Origin of the sequence: Acinetobacter sp. ANC 4973, assembly GCF_002135275.1 — a bacterium.
Classification (GTDB): domain Bacteria; phylum Pseudomonadota; class Gammaproteobacteria; order Pseudomonadales; family Moraxellaceae; genus Acinetobacter; species Acinetobacter kyonggiensis.
Map to the genome: position 1 here is coordinate 1 of NZ_NEGM01000018.1, position 23173 is coordinate 23173.

At 39.2% G+C, this 23173-nt stretch carries 17 protein-coding genes and 1 pseudogene; 11 read left to right on the top strand and 7 right to left on the bottom strand.

Annotated elements, in window-relative coordinates:
- Together B9T30_RS14540 and B9T30_RS14545 are read left to right on the top strand one after the other, a co-directional pair.
- Positions 1–315, top strand: a pseudogene (locus B9T30_RS14540) (ISNCY family transposase); the annotation flags it as partial.
- Between the two features lie 131 nt (positions 316–446).
- Entirely contained in the window at positions 447–926 is a 480-nt protein-coding gene (locus B9T30_RS14545; protein ID WP_086185635.1) for a DUF5071 domain-containing protein, read from the top strand.
- Between the two features lie 75 nt (positions 927–1001).
- Here B9T30_RS14545 and B9T30_RS14550 read toward each other — a convergent pair whose 3' ends face one another.
- Positions 1002–1847, bottom strand: a complete 846-nt coding sequence (locus B9T30_RS14550; protein ID WP_086185636.1) for a hypothetical protein — start codon at positions 1845–1847, stop codon at positions 1002–1004.
- Between the two features lie 1282 nt (positions 1848–3129).
- Here B9T30_RS14550 and B9T30_RS14555 point away from each other — a divergent pair.
- The 3 genes from B9T30_RS14555 to B9T30_RS14565 all read left to right on the top strand — a co-directional run bounded on the left by B9T30_RS14555 (position 3130) and on the right by B9T30_RS14565 (position 6210).
- Positions 3130–3309 carry a hypothetical protein gene (locus B9T30_RS14555; RefSeq protein WP_227518989.1) on the top strand — a complete coding sequence of 60 codons (180 nt, stop codon included), beginning with the start codon at positions 3130–3132 and terminating at the stop codon, positions 3307–3309.
- Between the two features lie 250 nt (positions 3310–3559).
- A complete protein-coding gene (locus B9T30_RS14560) occupies positions 3560–4693 on the top strand; it encodes a 5-methyltetrahydropteroyltriglutamate--homocysteine S-methyltransferase (RefSeq protein WP_086185638.1) in 1134 nt (377 codons plus the stop codon).
- 122 nt (positions 4694–4815) lie between these two features.
- Positions 4816–6210: a methylenetetrahydrofolate reductase C-terminal domain-containing protein gene (locus B9T30_RS14565; RefSeq protein WP_086185639.1), complete on the top strand. Its 1395-nt coding sequence runs from the start codon at positions 4816–4818 to the stop codon at positions 6208–6210.
- A 93-nt stretch (positions 6211–6303) separates the two neighbouring features.
- Here the strand turns inward: B9T30_RS14565 and B9T30_RS14570 are convergent, their stop codons facing one another.
- The 4 genes from B9T30_RS14570 to B9T30_RS14585 all read right to left on the bottom strand — a co-directional run bounded on the left by B9T30_RS14570 (position 6304) and on the right by B9T30_RS14585 (position 10222).
- Positions 6304–7536 carry an MdfA family multidrug efflux MFS transporter gene (locus B9T30_RS14570; RefSeq protein ID WP_086185662.1) on the bottom strand — a complete coding sequence of 411 codons (1233 nt, stop codon included), beginning with the start codon at positions 7534–7536 and terminating at the stop codon, positions 6304–6306.
- A gap of 329 nt (positions 7537–7865) precedes the next feature.
- The gene (locus tag B9T30_RS14575; RefSeq protein WP_086185640.1) at positions 7866–8543 is read right to left on the bottom strand and encodes an epoxyqueuosine reductase QueH; all 678 of its coding nucleotides are present in this window, start codon (positions 8541–8543) and stop codon (positions 7866–7868) included.
- A gap of 400 nt (positions 8544–8943) precedes the next feature.
- Positions 8944–9579, bottom strand: coding sequence for a LysE family translocator (locus B9T30_RS14580; protein WP_086185641.1), 636 nt, complete (start codon positions 9577–9579; stop codon positions 8944–8946).
- A 1-nt stretch (position 9580) separates the two neighbouring features.
- Positions 9581–10222: a hypothetical protein gene (locus tag B9T30_RS14585; RefSeq protein WP_086185642.1), complete on the bottom strand. Its 642-nt coding sequence runs from the start codon at positions 10220–10222 to the stop codon at positions 9581–9583.
- 88 nt (positions 10223–10310) lie between these two features.
- Between B9T30_RS14585 and B9T30_RS14590 the strand changes: the two genes are divergently transcribed.
- Together B9T30_RS14590 and B9T30_RS14595 are read left to right on the top strand one after the other, a co-directional pair.
- Entirely contained in the window at positions 10311–11243 is a 933-nt protein-coding gene (locus B9T30_RS14590) for a LysR family transcriptional regulator (protein WP_086185643.1), read from the top strand.
- 199 nt (positions 11244–11442) lie between these two features.
- A complete protein-coding gene (locus tag B9T30_RS14595) occupies positions 11443–13545 on the top strand; it encodes a TonB-dependent siderophore receptor (protein WP_086185644.1) in 2103 nt (700 codons plus the stop codon).
- A 184-nt stretch (positions 13546–13729) separates the two neighbouring features.
- On the opposite strand, the gene B9T30_RS14600 is transcribed toward B9T30_RS14595, so the two are convergent.
- Entirely contained in the window at positions 13730–15187 is a 1458-nt protein-coding gene (locus tag B9T30_RS14600; protein WP_086185645.1) for an amino acid permease, read from the bottom strand.
- Positions 15188–15601: 414 nt separating this feature from the next.
- Positions 15602–17104 carry a PLP-dependent aminotransferase family protein gene (locus B9T30_RS14605; protein ID WP_086185646.1) on the bottom strand — a complete coding sequence of 501 codons (1503 nt, stop codon included), beginning with the start codon at positions 17102–17104 and terminating at the stop codon, positions 15602–15604.
- A gap of 306 nt (positions 17105–17410) precedes the next feature.
- Here B9T30_RS14605 and B9T30_RS14610 point away from each other — a divergent pair, with 306 nt between their 5' ends.
- The 4 genes from B9T30_RS14610 (at position 17411) to B9T30_RS14625 (ending at position 22996) form a co-directional block, all read left to right on the top strand.
- Positions 17411–18694 (top strand): Glu/Leu/Phe/Val family dehydrogenase, encoded by a 1284-nt coding sequence (locus tag B9T30_RS14610; protein ID WP_086185647.1) that lies wholly within the window; start codon positions 17411–17413, stop codon positions 18692–18694.
- A 144-nt stretch (positions 18695–18838) separates the two neighbouring features.
- Positions 18839–20011 carry a hypothetical protein gene (locus tag B9T30_RS14615; protein WP_092688415.1) on the top strand — a complete coding sequence of 391 codons (1173 nt, stop codon included), beginning with the start codon at positions 18839–18841 and terminating at the stop codon, positions 20009–20011.
- A gap of 257 nt (positions 20012–20268) precedes the next feature.
- Positions 20269–21528, top strand: a complete 1260-nt coding sequence (gene gabT / locus B9T30_RS14620) for a 4-aminobutyrate--2-oxoglutarate transaminase (RefSeq protein WP_086185648.1) — start codon at positions 20269–20271, stop codon at positions 21526–21528.
- A gap of 19 nt (positions 21529–21547) precedes the next feature.
- On the top strand, positions 21548–22996 hold the full coding sequence (locus tag B9T30_RS14625; protein WP_086185649.1) for an NAD-dependent succinate-semialdehyde dehydrogenase: 1449 nt from the start codon (positions 21548–21550) through the stop codon (positions 22994–22996).
- Positions 22997–23173: the final 177 nt, after the last annotated feature.

The window sequence follows — 23173 nt, forward strand, 5'->3', positions numbered from 1 at the left end:
CCACGTAGGGTCAGTAAAAGCCTCACGATTACCTATGATAAGTGCATCTATATTTTAGAAAACATCGAACAGAATCATAGTTTGATTGGTAAATATATCGAGTTTTTAGAATACCCAGATGGTACGGTTGCAATTGAATATCAAGGAAGAAAAATCAATTACAGCATCATCGATAAATTAAGCCAGCTCAACCAAAGAGAGATCGTTGAGAATAAGCGTTTGGGTTCTGTCTTGGCACATATTCAACAACAGCATGAGGAATTAGAACAACAAAGAAATCTGAATCCTGTGCTTGACTTGGAAATGCCTGTATAGGACATTTCTACTTGGGAATAACATTGGGCCAATCTCCTACGATTTTTGCTTTGTATAACAGCCATTATATTAAATAGACTAATTAAGCACTTTGGGAGAGTATAGTGTTGGTCGAAAAAAGGGGAAGCACCATGAGACAATTAGATGATGAAAAATCCATTATTGATCATTTGAGTGAACAAACATTATATATCCACGATATAATTAATTTGGCCTTTATTATTAAAAAGAAGTTGAAGAAAAATGAATTAGATTTTAGCTCTTTGGTTGATCCATCTGGAGGTTACCAGTGGGAAAACTTTTCAATTATGCTCCCATATCTCCCAAAAGAAATAGTAGAAAAAAATTTAGATAAGCTTTTAGAAGGATTTATGGATCTAAATTGGCCAGGTTCTAGAGTTTTATATGGTTATTTAGCTGAAGTTGAGGTTCAAAAACTAAAAAAGTCATTTAAGCGAGTTATAGATTATGCTATAAAAACTGATGATTCTGATTGGTTGTATTTTATACATGTTTTTATGACTGACCATAAAGTTGGCATGGAAGATAAATTTTCGGCTGAGATTGAGCAATGTGTAATTTATTTTAAAAGTAATGATATTGATTTTTGATTTAACTATATTGGTTTGGCTATAGCTCTTCTTTTTCAAGTCAATTCTTATCTGCGATTCAGATTAATTAAAATTTCAATTAATAATCAATCTTTTCATAGAAAAAGAAACGTTAAAGTGAACCCTTCCACACTCATCAATAGGATGTGCTTCAGATTCAAAACGAATTTCTTTAAGTGGCAGATACTTCATATCGCTGATGAGCATATTAATTTTATAGCTATAATCTGAAACCAGTAAAAAATATTGTGCTTTGGGAACATCAGACACATAATTCTTGATTTGTCTCGTTTCATTTTGTTTCACTTCATTTTGTTGTACTTTAAGTACATCGGCATAGCTAATTATCTTGCAACAATCTGATGGATAAAATATTTGCCAAGATTTATCCCCACCCGCATCAAAAGTCAATAAAAAACTGTATTTGTTATTGGATTGCTGGTAGAAATTTTTATTATTCAATTCGATATTGTCCCTGATCGTTGCATAGTCTGTAAGAACCACAACACTGCCATAAGACATACCTTTTAATACGAGGTCTCCAACAAGCATTTTATCCACTCCAGCTCTATTTGGGTCATATGTATTATCTGGATTCTCTATTTTCTCTTTAAAACTACGCTGTAAATCATTAAAATTTAGAATATCTTTCTTCAAAACAAATAAATTATAAGCTGCATTATTTCTTTTTTCATTATCATCAATCTTATCTTTAGATTTTTTAAAAATGATATCGTCTTTACGGCTCTGAAAATAACTCACCATCGCTCTTTGATATAACTGATCTTGATTAAAATTTTGAGCTTCTAAACAAAATTTTTCTTCTATCTTTTTTTTCTCAAAATTTTTCCAAAAATATCCGCCACACACAATGAAAAGAATAAATAACGATGCTCCTAGTAAAATATATCTTTTACCCATTACAATTATTCCTTTTACCCATTATTTTTGAAAATTTATTATAAAAATTAAATTATCTAAAGCAGATAAATTCAATTTAAAACTGCTGAATAGAATAGAAATGTTATTCAGTTTACTGAACAGGTTGTTATCAACTGGTATTGGCTTAAGCAAGATTTGGGCTAGTTATACTATTTTAATTCACTGCATTAAATCAAGCTGATGGAATAGCACCAGCTTTTTTCGTCTGATCGTTCTGCGATAGTACTTACTTTTATCAATCTAAAAAATAAAGAAGAAGCCAAAGCTGGAATAAATATTTTCAAATAACCTTCTGATAGATGCCACATTAAACGCAGTTCCCTCACGCCTCCGCAGTCTTACTAAAAGTCATTATTTTGATGCAGTGCTAAAAATAGCTCAAACCAATGCTATTAAAGCCTTTGAGGGCATATTAATACATTCGATTTGATGCAAAGTGATGCGATCTGATGCAAATTAAAAGATAGAGAACAAATAGAACTATTTAATGAATTTTATAAGTCCAAAAATAAAAGTTCAATTTAGGTTACCAACATTAAAAACAATAGATAAGTTATTAATTTATATTAAAATAATTGGTAACTTTTATTAGGTTACTTTGGGTTACTAAGTCAATTGAAAAAACAATTAATTATTAAAAAACAAAAACTTAAAAGGTTACTGGTGGTAACCTAAAAATTGGGTTACTGGTAACTCAAAAGTAACCTAAAAGTAACTTTTATAAATTCAATTAAATCTTAATAATTTCATATATATATCTATTAATATTAATTTTGGTAACTAAAGTAACCTATTTTTTTTATGACCTAAAATTTTAGATTACAAGAATGTAGGCATGAAATATTTGTTCAATCCTTCAAATATATTCTGTTAATAAATGCTGTGATGCTTATTAAATACACTGACTCTATGGCCTGATCTTTGCCTAAACGGAATGCTCACTTGAACAATGTTTTATTACATGTAATTGCAAAGATTATTAGTATAAAAAAATGATGAAATGCGACAGGAAAAATTTAAGCTTTTGATATTATTTAAATTGTACTGTCTTTGACATCGTAGAGGTCAGCAGTTCGAGTCTGCTTATACCTACCAATATATTTAAAGGACTTATAAGCTAATCAAATGCTTATAAGTCTTTTTTTTGCCTATTATTTGTTGAGCTTGGTTTAACTATTTTATTTAATAATCCAAATAAATCATGTTTTGTGTCAGAAAGTCGAAGAGCTTAAGGATAAAGATGCAATTATTGCACGTATTCATGAAGCTCCTAAATTCTTACCGCTTGAGCAAATTGGCGTTAAGCCCACAATGTAGTTCCTTATCAACTAAAGAAGGCAATCGTGTTCCTTATGATGCACATTTGCGTAAGCTTCAACTTGTGAATGAAATTTGGGTAGAAGTTTGGGGGGAGTTTTTTGAGAATAATTCTAAAATATAGTTAATTTTTCAAGTTAAATGTGACGAGTCGAAAGCCAAATGATACGTCATCTGGCTTTTTATGAAGTGAAACATGAAATAAGTTCACCTCAACATGAGTATATTTCAGTAAATGTGTTAAATAAGATACATAAATATTGTTAAGTCTATGATGCTTATTACTATTTAATAATTAAAGAATCTATAAGTTAAATTCGACATTTCTTCCACACTCCGATTCAATCCAAGCTACATTTTAAATGACGACATTTATGAAGAGCAACACGAGCCAAGCAGCAAAAAACCAGTATGCCAATAATAAGGTCGAGCATGTCGGGAGCTTTTTAAGACCCTTAAAACTGAAAAAAGCCCGTTATGATTTTGCTGATCGTGTGATTTATGAAGAAACATTACGTCAAGTGGAAGATGCCGAAATTGATAACCTGATTGATATTCAGTTGGATAATGACTGCACCATTATGACGGATGGCGACTTTCGCCGTGGTTGGTGGCATTACGATTTTCTTGAACAGTTTGACGGTATTCAAGGTTATAAGACCCGTGATGGACGACAATTTAAAGGTGTCATTAGCAAAGCCTATGATGTTCGTGTAACTGGGAAAATTGATTTTCCAGAAGATCATCCAAGCCTTGCGCATTATCGTTTTTTACATCAGGCCATTGATGGTTTTGCGACGGCAAAATTTACTTTGCCTAGCCCTAACATGATGTTGTATCCACATCTGCGCAATAATCGTCATTATGCCGATCGTTTGACTGAATACGTTGAAGATCTAGGGCAGGCTTATCAAAAAGCGATTCAAGCCTTATATGAGCAAGGTTGTCGTTATCTTCAGATTAACGATGAATTTTGGGCCTATTTGTGTGATGAAGAACAACGTGACAAAGAGCTTGCATTGGGCATGAATCCTGATGATTTAGCACATTTTGCTGTTCAGACTTTAAATATTGCACTTGCCAATAAGCCTGAAGACCTTGTGGTGGCACTGCATATTAACCGCGGTAATTTTTTATCGAGTTGGTTGTATCAAGGTGGCTATGCAGCGATTGAATGTTTTATCTTTGAAAAATTACATAATATTGATCGTTACTTATTAGAGTTTGACACCGAGCGTGCGGGTGGTTTTGAGCCTTTAGCAAAATTACAGGGCACAAATGCTGAAGTCTTTTTAGGTTTGATATCGACTAAAATAGAGACTGTTGAAGACAAAACGAAGCTGATTGCCAAAATTCAGCAAGCAGCAGCGTATCTACCGCTTGAACAATTGGGTCTATGTCCACAAAGTGGCTTTGCCTCGATGGAAGAGGGCAACCGTATTTCGTATGATACGCAGTGGAAAAAACTGAAACTGATGAATGAAATTGCACAGGACGTATGGGGCTAGCCTATATTTTATCGGTATGACTTCTGATGCTGCCAAATTGTGTAGCATCAGATGCACTTTAAGCTGATCTTGATTATAATTCGCTTTTATTTTGTCTTGATCCTCTGGATCACTTTCCCTTTATGTCCCAACTTTCGACTTGTTTTACTCAAAATCAGTTTTGTGTACTGGTGGAATATCTCTGCTCAATGAAAGAGATTTTGCCTGTAAAAACTCAATTTGCTGGCTTTGCAGCATTGATGACTTTGGCCGATCGAGTCCATGCGGATGATGATCTTGCCCCGATTATTGCTGCACAAGCTTACCCGAAACACATTGAAAAAGTGCTGCATTTTGCTGGTAAGGGGCGGGACATTCGTGACTTTGAGCAGTTTTTAAATGATGCTCAAGCGATTGGACAGCAAAATTTATTATTACTCACAGGTGATAAGCTTAAAAACCATCACAAGGGAAAGGATTTTAGTGAGCGTACGCGTTACCTTGAATCGGTAAATGCCGTGATGGCAGCAAAACAACATGCTGGTTTTTGTATAGGAGTCGCATTTAACCCGTTTAAATATGCTGAAGCTGAACGCGATGCACAGTATTTAAAATTGCATAAAAAGCTGAAGGCTGGCGCAGATTATATCATTACTCAATTGGGTTATGACTTGTCTGCTTTGAAAGAAGCGAAAGCATTTTTAACCCAACATGGCTATGCTCAAAAAATACTCGCCTGTGTCATGCCGCTAACATTAGGACGCGCCAATTTTATGGTGAAGCATCAAGTGGCGGGCATTGTGATTACACCACATATGCTCAAGATCTTGGGTGAAGAAAAAGAATCAGGTTTGACTGATCGGGTGTATCTACGCTGTGCGTTACAAATTTTAATCTGCAAACAGTTAGGTTTTGCAGGTGTGCACCTTTCGGCATGTCATAAACCTGAAGAGCAATTGCTGTTAGAGAGCTATATTGAGGAGTATCGTCATCTTGGTTTAGATGAACTTGAGTTGTTGTGGAATACACTTTGGCAAGTCAAAACAGGCAACGAGTTTTATCCAGCGCTGACGTATTATTCACGCCCTGTAAGCTCCATGCAGATTTTAAAATATCAGCATTTGCATTTAATGCATGATGCTTTATTCGAGTCTAAAGTTGCAAAAGGTGTTGGAAATTTTATTTTCCAGTCGCGGTTTTGGAATGGATCACTTGCAGCGCAAGCACTGCTTAAAACTGAATTTGTCAGTAAACATGGTGTAGTGGGCTGTGAAAGTTGTGGGCAATGTCGCCTAGGTGATACCTTATATATTTGCCCTGAAACTTGCCCTAAAGGTCTTGCCAATGGCCCGTGTGGTGGGACAACATTAGACCGCTGTGAATTTGGTGATCGTGAATGTATTCACTCAGTCAAAGCCCGCCTTGCCAAAGCAGTTGATCAAACGCAAATTTTAAAAAACAACTTGATTTTGACAGTGCCGATAGAAGTGCGTGGTAGTAGTTCATGGAAAAACTGGTATGTGAATCAAGCCAGTTAGCATTTGATTGTTTGATTCAGAAATACGCTATAAAAAAGGCGGGATCACTAAAATGATTCCGCCTTTTTAAGTTTGGTCTAATTTAAAAAAATATTAGAACTGACCTTTTTCTTTACGCTCAAGCATCACTTTTTTCAACATCGTGCGTGGTAAAGTAAACCACATCAGCACCAATGCCAAACTACATAAGCTAAATGCCATCAGGTCATAAGCTTCAAACAACATGCGTGATACTTCAAGCACGACAAAGTAGCTGAGCATCATGATCATTGACATAGCCGACGCAACTGTACCTTTCGATACGTCCGATGACATCATGGCTAAACGATACAGCACAGAGAAACAAATCCCTTCACCAAAGCTCATGATGGTCATACCCATAATCAGCGTCCATACGAAATAAGTCGGGATGAATAAGCCGATTAGAATGATCAGTGCGCCGACTAACATGGTCGGTAGACCGAATAAAATGGTTTGACCGAGTGGATATTTATCAATAATTTTAACTAAAATCACACTACCCAAGATTAGCGCACCCAATACTGGTACTTGCGCCATACCATATTGCAGACCACTAAAACCGAGGTTTTCAACGAGCATTACAGGCGATAATGCAATCCAGAGCATGATTGGTAAACATGCCATTGGCAGGGCGCTGGTCATGATCACAAACTGTTTATTGTTAAAGACTGTTTTAAAATCACTCCAAATACTGCTCATAGGTTTTTGTGTCAGATTCACTTTTTGATCTGCTGGCATGGCCACTTTTAGACCAAGCCAACCCAGTAAAGCCAATATTGCAATTCCGACAAAGCCCCAATGCCAAGAGACGTGGTCAATCATCAATGAGCCGACTAAAGGACCTAAGAGTGGCGCAAATAAAGTCATATTGCCCATAATTGCCATGACTTTAATTGCAGTACGCTCTTCAAAGTTTTCTTGAACGGCTGCATAACCTACGGCACTAATCACGGTCAAACCCATGCCTTGTAGGAAACGTAAGCCTAAAAAACTTTGAATATTTTGTGTGAATAAAATCAGTAAGCAAGTTATTGCAAAAAATAGTGCACCTGCCAATAAAATTTTCTTACGACCAATACGATCCGACAATGGACCCATTAGCCACGCGATACAGCCGCCACCAAGCAGGTAGAATGACATAGATGAGGGTGCCCAAGAGCTGCTCACGCCAAAATCACGGGTTACACCAAGCATGGCTGGTTGGATTAAATCGTTGCCCAAATAGACAGCGAACTCAAATAAAACCAATGCCAAAGGAAACAATAAAGTGGCAAAAGTGAGTCTAGAAATGTGTGGGGGAGACATGGTTTTCAACATCGTTTTTACAACCCGTCAGCACAAAGTCACTTTTTTTAAAATAAAAGGACCTTACCTCCTGACGGGCAGGAAGATTAAAAAATAATTTTGCAAATAGAAAAGTAATAACGGTTCACAGCGTCGATGGGGAGATCACGCTGAACAGACAGAACAATTCAATTTCAAAAAGGGAGATTTAAAAAAATACACCTACGACATAGCGCAGGTGTTAAAAGTACAGCTAGTTTAACATACCTATGGGATGAACGAAAATTGGGTGTTTTTGGCACCAGAAAAAGGATCGTTTTCTTATGATATTGATTACAAGGCTATATAATTTAATCGGTGCTGGATTTTTCACTATCCATAGCATTGGAATAGAATTTCACGCCTAATTTGATGCGGTCACGACCATTGCTCATACGCCAACGATTAGTATCTCTAAGTGAATACACGCATCCACAGTATTCTTGTTGATAGAACTCTTCCTTTTTACTGATTTCAATCATGCGGTGAGCACCACCATTTTTTCGCCAGTTGTAATCCCAGTAAGTTATATCGGGATAATGCTCGGCAGCACGTATACCACAACCATTAATTTGCTTCATATCTTTCCATCGAGAAATACCCAGCGAACTACTGATGAGGCTAAAGCCATGTTCATGTGCATAGAGCGCGGTACGTTCGAAACGCATATCGAAGCACATTGTGCAGCGACTACCTTTTTCAGGTTCATTTTCCATCCCTTTAGCACGTTCAAACCAATTGTCAGTGTCATAGTCGCAGTCAATAAAAGGAATATTGTGCTTTTCAGCAAAGCGAATATTTTCTTCCTTACGAATTAAGTATTCTTTAACAGGATGAATATTGGGGTTGTAAAAGAAAATAGAGAAGTCGATGCCCGATTCAATCATGGTTTCCATCACTTCACCAGAGCATGGCGCACAGCAAGAGTGTAGTAAAAGTTTATTATGACCATCTGGAAGAGTAAGTTTTTGGCGCTTTAGCTTAGACATAGTAAATAATGAAAAATTGAAGCAGGGTATTTTAGTTTTTATCAGTACCTTAAGGTTATGAATTTGATGAAATATTTTCATTTTAAAATAAATTATTTTCATGATTTGAATCAATAGACTTGAATAATCCATGCGATTGACTGGATTTTAAGTTTATCTCCGTTTTATTTTAAGGCTTATCATTTCAGTCTGAACTTAATGGGGTATTTAAATCGCAAGATAGGGTTAGTTTTTTTTGTTTTTCAGGAAATTGTTCAGCTAAAGATCTTGTGATTTTGGATCGTGGCCAACATGGGGTAGGTATAGCATCATGGCGATGGTGCCAATACATTGACCTGTTAAATACTTTCTACAATCAACATATACGGTGTTATATGTTGATTATAGAAAACTTTAAAAATCATATATTTGTGAATAGCAGTTTTACAGCAAGTATTATTAATACAGCTCCCATAAATTTCTCAAATTTATTTCCAGCTTTTAAGAAGTTATTCCGAACCATTGGCCGAGAAAATAAAATGGCAACAACCATGAACCACAATGCATTGACTGCACACATCCAAACACCATAAAAAATTTGAATTTTCATCGGTGTTATTGGATGAACCAAGGTCGTAAATATAGCAAGAAAAAATAGGGTCGCTTTCGGATTAAAAGCATTCGTCATCAATCCGGTCATAAATGCCTTCCATTTGCTCAAAGGAAGACTGTCTATATTTTCTGTTGAAGCAGCATAATTAAAGGGCTGAGTACGCAATAAACTGCATCCCAAATAGATTAAATACATTGCCCCACAAATCTGTAAAGAAAACATTAGCCATGAACTTTGCTGAATGATGATGCCGAGCCCAACAAGGGTATATAAAACATGGATTGAAATCCCTGCACCTATTCCTATCGCGGTTAGGCATCCAATCAAATACCCATAGCGGACACTGTGCCTTACGGTCACTGCAAAATCTGGACCCGGTAAAAGTACTGCAAGAAAATGAACTAAAGCCAAAGCTAAAAATTCTGAACCATATTGCGCCCACATATTATGGATGCTCATCAGAAATTTTATAGTGAATCGTTAATTTACCTTTCTTCAATTTATATTCGGCAATGCTGATTTCAATAATTTCAGCTAAAGATTCTACGTGGGTTCCACCGCAGGCAAATGCAGGCAGATGCCCAAAGTTTATCTCACGGTAACCATTTGCGTTTTGCGTAATAAATTTCTGCAAATTGTCAGAAATATATTGATTGCAGATGGCTTGCAGAGACGCTGTATCAATATCTTGAGTAGCTTCCGATTTTATAAACTGCACCTTGGAATCTTCTGGCCAGTGCTGAGCTTTGATCGGCTCCCAGCCAAAGGCCTGCATCACATGGCCAATTAAATGTCCTGCTGAATGTAAACGGCTAAAATATTGTCTCTTATCAAGATTGACCTGAGCATAAGCTTTGCCTAAGGGGATTTCTTGACGACAGTAATGAATAATTTCTTTATCTTGCATAGCAACATGCTCAACGGTGACCGCGTTAATTTTTCCAATATCACTGGGCTGCCCGCCACCCTGAGGATGAAAAGGCGTTGCAGCAAGCTGAACTGCGAAAAGACCCTCTTGAGTTAATTTGCAGTCTATTACATTTACGTCAGCACAGGTCTTGCCTGATAAATAGAGGGCTTGAGTCATATAATTCTCTGAATAAATCGAATAAAAAGATTATATAAATGATGCTTGGTAATGATAATCTAGTAGAAAATCAAATCATTTTTGCCTCATGAGCACAAATCAAAGTATTTCATTGCTTCAAGAAATGGCCATTTTTGTCAAAGTTGTAGAAACAGGCAGCTTTTCAGAAACCGCTCGGCAGCTTGGAAATACGCCATCTGCAATTAGCCGAGCGATATCTCGGCTGGAGCGCGCGCTCGGCACCCGTTTACTGCAAAGAACGACGCGTAAATTGCGCCTGAGTGAAAGCGGAACACAGGTTTATGCTTATTGCTTAGAAATGGTGAATGCAGCTCAAGCGGTTATCGACAATTCGGGCAAGTTTAATTCTGAACCTCATGGCACTGTTCGAATCAGTGTGCCTAAGGCGGTGGGGCATTATTTACTTCATCCGCATATTCCTGAATTTTTAGAACGCTATCCTAAAGTTGATGTCCAAATGTTATTGGAAGATAAATTAATAGACTTTATTGATGATGAAATTGATTTAGCCATACGAATTACCAATGAACCATCATTAGGATTAAAGGGCAGAAAACTGATTGAAATTGATCATGTGATTGTAGCGACGGCTGAATATTTAGAAAAACATGGGATGCCTCAGCAACCTCAGGATTTAAAGGAACATCAATGTATTTATTTGGGGGAGCAGGCAAGTGACTCGAAGTGGAAATTTCAAAAAGAGAATAAAACAACCAGTGTTTCTGTGAAAGGCCGTTATTCAGCTAACCATACAGGCATAAGATTAGATGCAGCATTAAAGCATATGGGGATTGCCAGTTTGCCGTATTTTGTTGCTCGGCATGCTTTAGAGACTAAAGCGTTAATTCAAGTATTACCAGACTGGTATTTTAAAACTTACTATAGTGGAGATGCATGGTTGCTATATCCTCCAACACGCTATTTAGCGCCTAAAATAGAGGTTTTTATCCATTTTTTAGCAGAGAAATTAAAATTGGAACCAACGTTAAAGAGTGAATAATCCTCTCATATTTAAAAGAGTGACAGTGCAAAAATTGAAAAACGGAGTTGGAAACCAGTTGGCTTATGGAAATTAAATTCTATAAAGTTGTCTATTATTTTTACGATTAAACAGCTTTGATGATATTGCATTTAGTAAGCGTGATATTTTTAAATGAAAATGATTATAATTGCGTTTAAGTTTTTATCGGTATGGCATCATGCAGTTCAATCTGTCCTTTTTAGCATTTTCAGTTCTGGCCATTATGGCAACAGCATTACATGCTCAATCAGAATCCGATTTAGAACAGCCATCGGGCAATCAATTACCGACCATTACGACTCAAGCTGAAACCGATGAAAAACCCTATGCAGCCAAAACAGCAAGTGCAGTACTTCGGTCAGATGCCGCTTTATTTGAAACCGCACAGTCGATTAGTGTTATCACCAATCAGCAAATAGAACAAAAACAAGCAAAAACAGTTGCGGAAGCTTTAGATGGAGTCGCTGGCGTGACCTCTGGTCAATATGGACGTCGGGGTTGGGATGACTTTATTATCCGCGGACAAATTTCCAGTTCACAAACCTATATTGATGGATTGCGTGTACAAGCATCAGATAATGTTTTAAGAGCTGAAGACATTTCGGGTCTAGAATCTATTGAAGTTGTGAAAGGCCCAACATCAGTGGGTTTCGGATTAGCATTGCCAGGTGGTTTAGTTAATTTGACCACTAAACGTCCACAAGCAGAAACGTCTTATAAAGGGGCGTTAAGTTATGGCAGTTATGGTTTAAAAGAAGTAACTTTTGATATGAACTATGCGCCAAATGAAAGTGCAAAAGGTGCTTTTCGTGTGGTAGGACGAGTGTCTGATCAGGATGATCCAACGGATTATGTATATTTTAAAAATCAATATATTGCACCATCATATAATTTTGATTTAGGCGATAAAGATGATTTATCTGTGATTGCCAGTTATCAACATCGTAAATATATCCGTCAGCAGGGTATTCCCTATAGTAAGGGTGATTATAAAAACTATTCGTCTAGCTTGTTTTTTGGTGAGCCGAATTATGGCTATGATGTGGATGTTTATCGTATTGGTGCGAATTATGCCCACTATTTTGATAATGACTGGACTTTTAAACAAAACCTTGCTGTGACCAAAACCGATACAAAAGGGAATGCGATATTAGCATCGGGTACAAATATTCTGCCAACGATTAAACGTGCAATTAATAATCAAGATAAACAAGATATTAACTATACCTTGGATAATCATTTACAGCGTAATTTCGATTTTGGAAAGCTCAACTATGATGTCATGATCGGTGTCGATATGATGCGAGAACGCAGTGATTATTATCGTCGCACAGATACGATTAATGATTTTAATGCCAATGATCCAAGCTATGGCAATGTAAGTATTAAAAAAATAGGCGCACCGAGTCAGGAAATTACCTATAGCCAATATGCAGGTTTATATCTACGCAATACCATTAAAATTGATGATCACTGGATTATTGGGCTATCAGGCCGTCATGATTGGACTCAAGTTGAAATTGATAATGTCTTGAAAAATACAGCCACTAAAAATTCAGACAATGCTTTTACGGGCAGTGCTTCTGTCATGTACCGCATGAATGATATGTTTGCGCCGTATATCAGTTATTCAACCTCTTTTATGCCAGTGACGGATGCGGGTGAAAATGGCACATTACTTAATCCTGAAGAGGGTAAACAAGCGGAAATTGGCATCAAATTACAAGCTTTTGAGCAGCGTTTACAAGGCTATGTGGCTTATTATGATCTCACCCGTAAAAATGTCACTGAATCAGATGCTTCTGGAAATTTTTCTATTCAAACTGGTGAGCAAGTCACCCAAGGTTTTGAAGCGGAAATGGCGGCGGCATTAACTGATCAATGGAATGTAGCCGCAACATATAGTTATATTCCAACTGCAAAAATAACAGAAAGTGTGACTGCCAGTGAGCTGGGTAAACGTAGTAATCATATACCTAAAAATGCCAGCTCATTATCCACCCAATATTATTTTAGCCCTGATCAATTCGGTTGGAATATTGGTGCGGGTATTCGTTATCAAGGTTCTCGAACAGCACAGCGCAATACAGACTTTGTCTACTTACCAAGTTATGCATTATTTGATGTGAATGCGGGTTATGAAGCCAAAACTTGGGGAGCGGGTCTAAGTATTAAAAACCTATTCGATAAAGAATATCTGGCTGGAACCACACCGAATGCGCAATTGGTCAATTGGGGAGATCCAATGATGGTTCGTTTTAATGTGAAGTTTAAATACTAAAAACGATTCGTTTCTACATATTTGATGTGGAGGCAATGGTAGAGGAATTTTAACTTACGAAATGATATGAATTTTATGTATTAGATTTATATAAAAGTTGAATTAATCTAAAAAGATAATCATGTTCTGTGAACAACCATAGCGGTTATTCACAGAACATCTTAAGGGGATCTATAGCAGTTTGTTAATAGTGATTGTCAGTAATATTAATTTTATTTTGTGCAGTTTTATTGTTTGCAGATTTCCCGCCACCCCAATTAAACTTCTGTGCGCAAATTCCTAAGCCAACAATAAATAAGGCAAGAACACTGGTATATGCCACTTCCTTAAGATAAGTCCCTTCAATGACCATAGTAATTAAGGCACCAATAATAAAGATGATGACGAGATAAGTCAGCCAAGGAAAGAGCCACATTTTAAATGGAATATCGACACCTTCTGCTTCCAATTTCTTACGCAGCTTCAATTGTGAAATTGCAATCGCAAGGTATACATACAAAGACACCGTACCTGTTGCCAGCATTAATACATCATAAATATTCATGCTTTCAGTCGCAGTGAAATATACCGCAACGATTGAAAAAAGACTTGAGAAAATAACACCGACCCATGGGCTATTATTACGGTTGGTGAATGCAAAACTCTTTGGTGCATCGCCACGCTTGGACAGGGAATACATCATGCGTGAACACGTATAGAGTGCAGAGTTAAAGCAGCTACATACAGAAGTTAACACTACAAAATTGACAATATGGCGTGCTTCAGGAATACCTAATGCAGTAAGGGTAACGCTGTATGTACCCCAAGTTGGGTCTTTTAATAGCGGGTTGTTGTGTGGAATTAAGCAAACGGTAATCAGCATTGAGCCGACATAAAATAAAATGATTCGCCAGACAATTGAGTTAGATGCTTTGCGGATTTCTTTCGCAGGATCTTTAGTTTCAGCGGCTGCAACGGTGACAATTTCTGCCCCCATATAGGCAAACATAACACCCAGTAAGGCAGTAATAATAGAAGAAAAACCATTTGGCATAAACCCTTCAGCGGTCAAATAAGTCACCCCGCCTAGCATAGTGGCATCGCCCCAAGGCCAAAGGTGCATGATGGCTAAGCTACCGACAACCAAGAATAGTACAATTGCAATGACTTTGATTAAGGCAAACCAGAATTCAAATTCACCGTAGTTTTTGACATCACGTAGATTAATCCAGACCAAAGCTACAATGACGAATAGCATGTAGCCCCAAATTGGAATGAATGGAAACCAGCTATTGAGAATTTTTCCGGCAACAAAGGCTTCCCATCCCATAAGTAAGGTCCAGAAAGACCAATATAGCCATCCAATCGAAAATCCAGCCCAACGACCAATCCCGCGGTCTGCATAGGTTGAAAATGAGCCACTGTCGGGATTAAGTACCGCCATTTCACCGAGCATACGCATGATGAATAGAACCAATAATCCGCCTAGAGTATATGCGATGAGTGCAGCTGGCCCTGCATTGTAGATTACATTTCCTGAGCCGACAAATAATGCGCCGCCAATCACACCTGCAATAGAAATCATGGTGAGGTGGCGTGATTTAAGTCCATTTTTTAAGCCTTGTGATGAATCTGGCTCGGAGGCATGTTGATTTTCAGCCATATTATTTCCCTTAATATCAAGGATATAGTTGCAATATTGGTCTATACCTTTTTCGCACTATCTATCCATTGAAACTGCAACTGAATTATTAAGCACTTAATTAAGATTAAGTTAACTTGGATAAATCTGATGGTTCTGTAAACAGGTGAAAGATCACACTTTGGTTACACAACTGTTACATGTTGTTTATGTGTGCTGCTAATTTCTCTTTTTTGTTGTCAGGTGACGAGAGCCATTTTTTATCTATTGAAAGGAGCCAATTGCTTTAAAAATGTGAAAAGTACAGGAAAGGATATTTACAGGAAAATAAAAACTAAATAAAATAAAAAAGCAATACATAGTTTTGCCAGAGATTTAAAAACTGACAAAAAGTTAAGTTTGATTTAAAAATAAAATTTTGATTAATATAGAAAATTAATTAAGTGTGGGAATACCGACATCGCGTAAGCACTTCAACAGAATACCAAAAGCGACGAGTATTTCTTGTTCGCTGACACAGGCGAAACCAAGCAACAATCCTTTCTGCCGCGTAGAATAGTGTTTTGTATAATATTGAGAGAGTGCTCTGACTTTTACATTTTGATCGAGTGCATTCGATGCAATTAGTACATCATCACTGCTGCTTGGCAATTTTAAAATAAGGTGTAAGCCCGCTGCGGTGTTGTATTCGTGCAGAAAATCTGGCCCCAAATGACGGTGAATTAAATCAATTAAAAATGCATGGCGTTTGCTGTAAAGTAAGCGCATACGTCGAATATGTGCCCCATAATGTCCTTCACGGATAAACTCTGCCAACACTTTTTGATCCAGTAAATGTCCACCTCGATACAGTTCTGATGCCACAATGCGCAGTGGCGAAAACAGTTTTTTCGGCACCACTAAATAACCGATGCGCAGCGCAGGATAAATGGTTTTGCTGAATGTTCCCATATAAATTACTGGTGAATCGGGTTCCAATCCTTGCAACGATGGATAGGGTTGACCTGAGAATCTGAACTCACTGTCATAATCATCCTCCACAATCCAGCTTTTATGCTGACGGGCAATTGCAATCAGTTGCTTGCGCCGTTCAAGGCTCAGATGTGAACCTAAAGGATATTGATGCGATGGTGTGACAAAGATCAGCTTAGGCGGCTGCTTGGGATCAAGGTCAGGAATAATGCCTTCTTGGTCAACAGGCAGTGAGCGCAAATTTACACCGTTAATGCGTAAAATATTGCGCGCGCCCCAGTAAGCAGGATCTTCGATCCAGACTTCGTCACCGATATCGCTCAAGGTGCGCGAAACCAAATCTATGGCTTGATGCGTGCCTTCGGTAATGATGATTTGATCGGCATCGCATTGTACGGAACGCGCGATTTTAAGGTATTCCGCAAGTTCTTGGCGCAGTTCCAGACATCCGCCTGCATTGCTGTAAATTAATCGAGTGATTTCTGGTTCACGGCTCAAACGGGTCTGAATTCGGCTAAAAATATGGTGAGGAAATTCAGTTACATCTGGTGCACCGGGTACAAATGCCCCCCATTGATAAGGCGATGCTGCTGAATAGCCGATTAAATATGAACCGCGCTGAGATAAGCTGTAACTTTGCTGAGATTTTTTTTCTTGAATCGGAATGTTGGTGTTTTCTGCTTTGATTAAAAACGATTCGGGCAATTTCTCTGTGACCCAAGTGCCTTGTCCTGTACGGGCATCGACATAACCTTGTGCCTGTAATTGTTCATAAGCGCTTAATACCGTATTGCGGGAGACTTTGATCTCTTTGGCAAGATCTCTTGATGCAGGTAAACGAGTTTTGGGTGCCAATACGCCATCAATCATGGCATTACGCAAGCAGCGAAATAATCGCAGTTGCAATGTTCCATCAATATCTTGCTGTAATCGTTGCAGCAAATAATCTCCAAGCAAACTACGCAATTGGCTCTCTCCTACAAATTCAAAGTGGCTCTCGTGAGAGCAATGTCGGTACGTGCAAAATAATCTGGTCAGGCAGAAATTGTAAAGTATCTCGCTTTTGCGCGGTTGGTGTAAATGCGAGCCTGTAAACGGCAGGCAATATACACACATCTTGGTTAAAGCCCAAGCGAAAAATCTAAGCTTAATTTTTTAATTTAGATCACGCAGCCTGAAGACATGAATCAATAAATGCCAACAAACCTACATAAATTTATACTTTTTGCAGCCGCAAGGAAATGCGTCTGCATACAAAAACAGGATCATGCAATGAACACGATGGTGAAAGGTCTGACGTATACGGAGCAGGGTACAACTGCTTGGAATAATTATCTTAAGCAGTTAGATAAAGTGGCTCCCCATCTGGGCGAGCTGAGCGAAAGGCTGGATATGCTTCGACGCCCGAAGCGGAGCTTAATTGTCGATATTCCCGTGATTATGGATGATGGCACGGTGCAGCATTTTGAAGGTTATCGTGTTCAGCATAATTTGACCCGTGGGCCAGGAAAGGGCGGAGTGCGATTCCATCCTGATGTCAATTTAGATGAAGTCATGGCACTGTCCGCATGGATGACCATTAAGTGTGCTGCACTAAATTTACCTTTTGGCGGTGCTAAGGGCGGTGTGCGGGTCGATCCAACCCAATTATCTAAGCGTGAGTTAGAACGATTGACGCGGCGCTATACCGCAGAAATCAATTTTATTATTGGGCCACAAAAAGATATTCCAGCACCCGATGTTGGCACCAATCCGCAGATTATGGCATGGATGATGGACACTTTTTCTATGAATTCGGGTTCTACCGTTACAGGTGTGGTGACAGGTAAACCCGTCCATCTTGGCGGCTCTTTAGGGCGGATTAAAGCGACAGGGCGTGGGGTATATATTACTGGGCGTGAAGTGGCTCAGCGGATTGATCTAGATTTGAACGATGCCCGAGTGTGTGTACAAGGCTTTGGCAATGTCGGCAGCGAAGCAGCTTTACTGTTTCATGAAAATGGCAGCAAGGTCATTTGTGTGCAGGATCATTCCGCGACTTTGTATCAAGAGCAAGGGATTGATATTGCAAAGTTAATCGAATATTCAAAACACCATCAGAAGATTCAGGGATTTTCGGCAAAAGATGAAATTCTGGCTGCAAAGTTTTGGCAAATTCCTGCGGAAGTTTTTATTCCTGCGGCGCTTGAAGGTGTGATTGATGTCCATGTTGCCCAAACGATCCAAGCCAAAATAATTTTGGAAGGTGCCAATGGCCCGACTTTAACTGAAGCGGATGAAATTTTGAGTAAGCGCCAAATCACGGTAGTACCCGATGTGATTTGCAATGCTGGTGGTGTAACGGTCAGCTATTTTGAATGGGTACAAGACCTTGCCAGTTATTTTTGGACAGAAGAAGAAATCAACCAGCGCATGGATGTGATTATGAAAAATGCTGTAGCTGACGTTTGGATTAAAGCTACGCAAGCAGAATGTTCTTTACGTACCGCAGCCTACATTTTGGCATGTGAACGCATTTTAATGGCGCGCAAAGAGCGCGGCATTTATCCGGGTTAATGATCAGATTTCTTGCAGGATGCAGAATTGGATCAACCATGAATTTGAAGTTTGAATACCTTCATTTATCAAATTTTATCAAAAATTTTGCTTTTGCCAGAGATGAGCTTTTGGAATTTATTCTTTCTTTTCGGGATTTTTATTATGTTGCAGCGCTTTCTAGTGAAACCATTTTCGTTTTGTACCCTTACCAGTGTAATGGCAATGTCGGCTGCCGTGCAGGCAGATACGCTCTCTTGGGGAGATGCGGAGACAGATTTAGGAAAGCTGACGGTGTCAGGGTGGGTGCGTGCGAATTATCAAGATAAGGATTATTCGGACAGTGACCATAAATTAAAGTTTAATGCGGCAAAACTTAGCTTGAAATATGATGCCAAGACATTTTTTGGCGGTGTGGAATACCGCTGCTATCAAAATGATACCTTATGTGATTTTTCAACTTTGGTGAATGCTAATTTGGGCTATAAGCTGAATGATGACAGCCGCATTACAGTAGGCTTGCAGGATATGCCTTTTGGCATTGGCCGTTTTTGGAGCAGTAGCTGGTACGGCAGTTCAATGGACAATGCCGGCCTAGAAGATGTGCATAATTTGGGCATCAATTGGCAGCAGCAATTAGGTGCCAATACCAGCGTAAATTTGGCTTATTTTGTTCGTGATGGCGGAAGTTTTGTGGGTGATGGCGACGCAGCGCGCTATGCGGCCAATTATGTTAAGCCTGAAGATGCCACGACCGATGACATTGAAGAAAAAAACATGTGGGTTGCACGTATCAGTCAGCAAATTCCGCTGCAAGACAGTCCGGTTAAACTTAATCTAGGCGGGTCGTACTGGCATTCAGATTTGCAAAACAGCAATGGTCAAACGGGGCATCGTAATGCATGGAATGTCTTTGGTCGTTTGAACTATCAAAATGCTAATGTAACTTTGACTGCTGGACAGAATCGTGCAGATACTAAGTCTTTGAGCAATGCGGATTATGCAACGGTCGGCTCATTTGAATCGAAGTATTATGTTGCCAACAAAGCCAATTATTATGTGGCAAATGTTGATTATCAAATCAATGATTTTTACAAAGATTATGATTTAACCCCTTATGCGAGCTATGCCGTATTTGATAAGGATAAGTCAGGTTTTGCCACATCGACTCGTAGTCTTTTGGGTGCTCAGCTGGATATTCAGCAGTTTTCGCTGGCCGCAGAATATATCACTGGCAAAAATGATGTATTCATTGGCGGTGATGCAGGCTCTTTGGCAGGAGGAGACGCATCTGGACACAGTAGACTCTTGAATTTATTGTTTATCTATAATTTTTAATTATTGTCGCAACGCATCAAAATGGCACCTTTAAAAAAAAGGTGCCATTTTATGATTTTATTTTAATTATTTGATTTATATATTTAAAAAAAATTTAAATCGCCAGATAAGTATAAATTGGCTCTCTCTATCTTATCCAAAGTGGCTCTCGTTTCATGCCAATAAAAGCGCAAAATCAATGAATCATTTGCATATCATCAATCACATGATATGGATGCCAAAATTTTACAATGTATGAATCAAGAATGAGGTACGAAATGGACAGTAAACACTCTGCACTGAATGCACGTAAACAGCAAGCAACGCCTCGTGGTGTTGGTGTCATGTGTCAATGGTATGCGGAGAAAGCAGAAAATTCGACGATTTGGGATGTAGAAGGCAATCAATTTATCGATTTCGCAGGCGGCATTGCAGTACTGAATACGGGTCATCGCCATCCTAAAATTATTGCTGCTGTTACTGAACAATTAACAAAATTTACCCATACTGCTTATCAGGTTGTTCCTTACGAAAGTTATGTCTCTCTTGCTGAGCGTATTAATGAACGTGCACCGATTGAGGGTGCTGCAAAAACTTCATTCTTTTCTACTGGTGCTGAAGCGGTCGAAAATGCAGTCAAAATTGCTCGTTCACATACGGGTCGTCACGGCATTGTGACTTTTGGTAATGGTTTCCACGGTCGTTCATTTATGACGATGGCAATGACTGGTAAAACTGCTCCTTACAAACGTGACTTTGGGGTGATGCCTGCTGGCGTTTTCCATGCACGTTATCCAGTAGAATCAAAAGGCATTACGGTGGATGATGCTATCCAGAGTGTTGAAGATGTTTTTGCTGAAGATATTGCTGCACATGATGTTGCTGCGATTGTGCTTGAGCCTGTACAAGGTGAAGGTGGCTTTAATGTTGTACCCGCAGAATTTTTAACACGTTTACGCGCATTATGTGATCAGCATGGTATTTTGATGATTGCTGATGAAGTTCAGTCAGGCTTTGCCCGTACAGGCAAGTTGTTTGCCATGAACCACTATGAAACTAAAGTAGATCTTATTACGATGGCAAAAAGCTTGGGTGGTGGTTTCCCAATCTCTGCTGTGGTTGGACGCGCTGATGTGATGGATGCACCAAATCCTGGTGGTCTAGGTGGTACGTATGCAGGTAGCCCAATTGCTGTTGCTGCAGCACATGCGGTGATTGATGTTATTGAAAGTGAAGGTCTGTGTGATCGTGCCAATGTATTGGGCGCTGAATTGGTTTCAGTCTTAAATACACTTAAAGCCACCAGCAATGTAGTGACCGATATTCGCGCATTGGGTTCAATGGTTGCGGTTGAACTGGAAACAGCTGAACAAGCCAAAGCTGTACAAAATTATGCAATGCAAAATGGCTTGTTGATTTTAACCTGTGGTCGTTATGGTAATGTGATTCGTTTCCTTTATCCTTTAACGATTCCAACAGAGCAATTCCGTGAAGGCCTTGCTATTTTAAAACAAGGATTTGCAACTTTAACTGCATAATAATGAATGAGTGATTGAAATGCTTCCAGATCATTTGAAAGATTTATTACAGCATCCTGATGTTTGCTTTGAGCAGCCTTTAAACGGCTGTTATATTGAAGTGAATGATGCTGCAACCAACGAAACACTGGCATGGGTCAAATCACTTGACCGTCAGGCTGTAGAACAGGCGATTGCCCGTTCACAGGCTGCGCAAACTACATGGAAAGCGCAAACTGCATTGCAGCGCGCTGATGTTTTGTGGGCTTGGTACAACTTAATGTTGCAGAACAAAGAGCAATTGGCGCAAATACTGACCGCAGAACAGGGCAAGCCCTTGGCGGAAGCGCGCGGTGAGATTGCTTATGCGGCATCATTTATCCGCTGGTTTGCAGAACAAGCACGCCGTATTGATGGTGAGGTGCTTACACCAACTCTAGCAAATCAGCGTTTGTTGGTGATTAAGCAAGCCATTGGGGTGACTGCGGCAATTACACCGTGGAATTTCCCTGCGGCGATGATTACCCGTAAAGCTGCGCCAGCCATTGCTGCTGGTTGTTCAATGCTGGTGAAACCTGCTGAGCAAACGCCGTTAACGGCTTATGCTTTAGAAGTATTGGCGCTGCAAGCGGGCTTGCCGCAAGATGTATTGCTGCACATTAGTGGCGATGCGATTGAAGTCGGCAAAACGCTGTGCGAAAGTGATAGCGTGAAGAAGCTGAGCTTTACTGGTTCGACTCAAGTTGGCCGTATTTTGATGGAGCAGTGTGCGCCAACCATCAAAAAACTGTCGCTTGAATTGGGTGGAAATGCACCGGTATTGGTTTTTGATGATGCCAATCTGGAGCAGGCTGTCCAAGGCATTATGGTCAGTAAATTCCGTAATAGTGGTCAAACTTGTGTCTGCGCGAATCGTATTTATGTGCAAGATGGCATTTATGATGCGCTGGCTGAAAAGCTGACTGCTGCCGTAGCCAATTTAAAAGTGGGTGACGGCCGTCAGGAAGGTTCGACCCAAGGCCCGTTAATTGATGAAGATGCCATTGCTAAAGTGCAGTCACATATTGCAGATGCAGCCAGCAAAGGTGCGCAGGTTAAAATTGGCGGTCAGCGTTCAAGTTTAGGCGGCACTTTCTTTGAGCCAACCGTGCTGACTGAAGTGACCCAAGACATGAAGGTTGCTAAAGAAGAAACATTTGGCCCATTGGCTGCATTATTCCGCTTCAGCACTGAAGAAGAAGCGGTTGCGATGGCGAATGATACCGAATTTGGCTTGGCAACTTATGTGTTCACGCAGAATACCGCGCGTCAATGGCGTGTGGGTGAGGCGTTGGAATATGGCATGGTCGGCATAAACACTGGTGCTATTTCAAATGAAGTTGCTCCGTTTGGCGGGGTGAAGCAATCTGGTTTAGGGCGTGAAGGTTCTAAATTTGGTATTGATGAATACCTCGAAATGAAATATCTGTGTGTGGATTTATCCTCATAAATAAATTCCCACAGTGACCCGTTAAAATCAGCCTTGCCCATTCAAGGCTGATTTTTTTTTAATTCATCATAATTTTTAAAATAATCATTAACTGCTTTAAACATTAAAAAATAATACAGAAAGCTTTGAATTCAACACCCTTCTTATGATCTACCCACGAAAGTAAAAATTAGTTAA

Coding starts and splice junctions, on each gene's coding strand:
- B9T30_RS14545 (WP_086185635.1), top strand. CDS start 447: ATGAGACAATTAGATGATGAAAAATCCATTATTGATCATTTGAGTGAA.
- B9T30_RS14550 (WP_086185636.1), bottom strand. CDS start 1,847: ATGGGTAAAAGATATATTTTACTAGGAGCATCGTTATTTATTCTTTTC.
- B9T30_RS14555 (WP_227518989.1), top strand. CDS start 3,130: ATGAAGCTCCTAAATTCTTACCGCTTGAGCAAATTGGCGTTAAGCCCA.
- B9T30_RS14560 (WP_086185638.1), top strand. CDS start 3,560: ATGAAGAGCAACACGAGCCAAGCAGCAAAAAACCAGTATGCCAATAAT.
- B9T30_RS14565 (WP_086185639.1), top strand. CDS start 4,816: ATGTCCCAACTTTCGACTTGTTTTACTCAAAATCAGTTTTGTGTACTG.
- B9T30_RS14570 (WP_086185662.1), bottom strand. CDS start 7,536: ATGTCTCCCCCACACATTTCTAGACTCACTTTTGCCACTTTATTGTTT.
- B9T30_RS14575 (WP_086185640.1), bottom strand. CDS start 8,543: ATGTCTAAGCTAAAGCGCCAAAAACTTACTCTTCCAGATGGTCATAAT.
- B9T30_RS14580 (WP_086185641.1), bottom strand. CDS start 9,579: ATGTGGGCGCAATATGGTTCAGAATTTTTAGCTTTGGCTTTAGTTCAT.
- B9T30_RS14585 (WP_086185642.1), bottom strand. CDS start 10,222: ATGACTCAAGCCCTCTATTTATCAGGCAAGACCTGTGCTGACGTAAAT.
- B9T30_RS14590 (WP_086185643.1), top strand. CDS start 10,311: ATGAGCACAAATCAAAGTATTTCATTGCTTCAAGAAATGGCCATTTTT.
- B9T30_RS14595 (WP_086185644.1), top strand. CDS start 11,443: ATGCAGTTCAATCTGTCCTTTTTAGCATTTTCAGTTCTGGCCATTATG.
- B9T30_RS14600 (WP_086185645.1), bottom strand. CDS start 15,187: ATGGCTGAAAATCAACATGCCTCCGAGCCAGATTCATCACAAGGCTTA.
- B9T30_RS14610 (WP_086185647.1), top strand. CDS start 17,411: ATGAACACGATGGTGAAAGGTCTGACGTATACGGAGCAGGGTACAACT.
- B9T30_RS14615 (WP_092688415.1), top strand. CDS start 18,839: ATGTTGCAGCGCTTTCTAGTGAAACCATTTTCGTTTTGTACCCTTACC.
- gabT (WP_086185648.1), top strand. CDS start 20,269: ATGGACAGTAAACACTCTGCACTGAATGCACGTAAACAGCAAGCAACG.
- B9T30_RS14625 (WP_086185649.1), top strand. CDS start 21,548: ATGCTTCCAGATCATTTGAAAGATTTATTACAGCATCCTGATGTTTGC.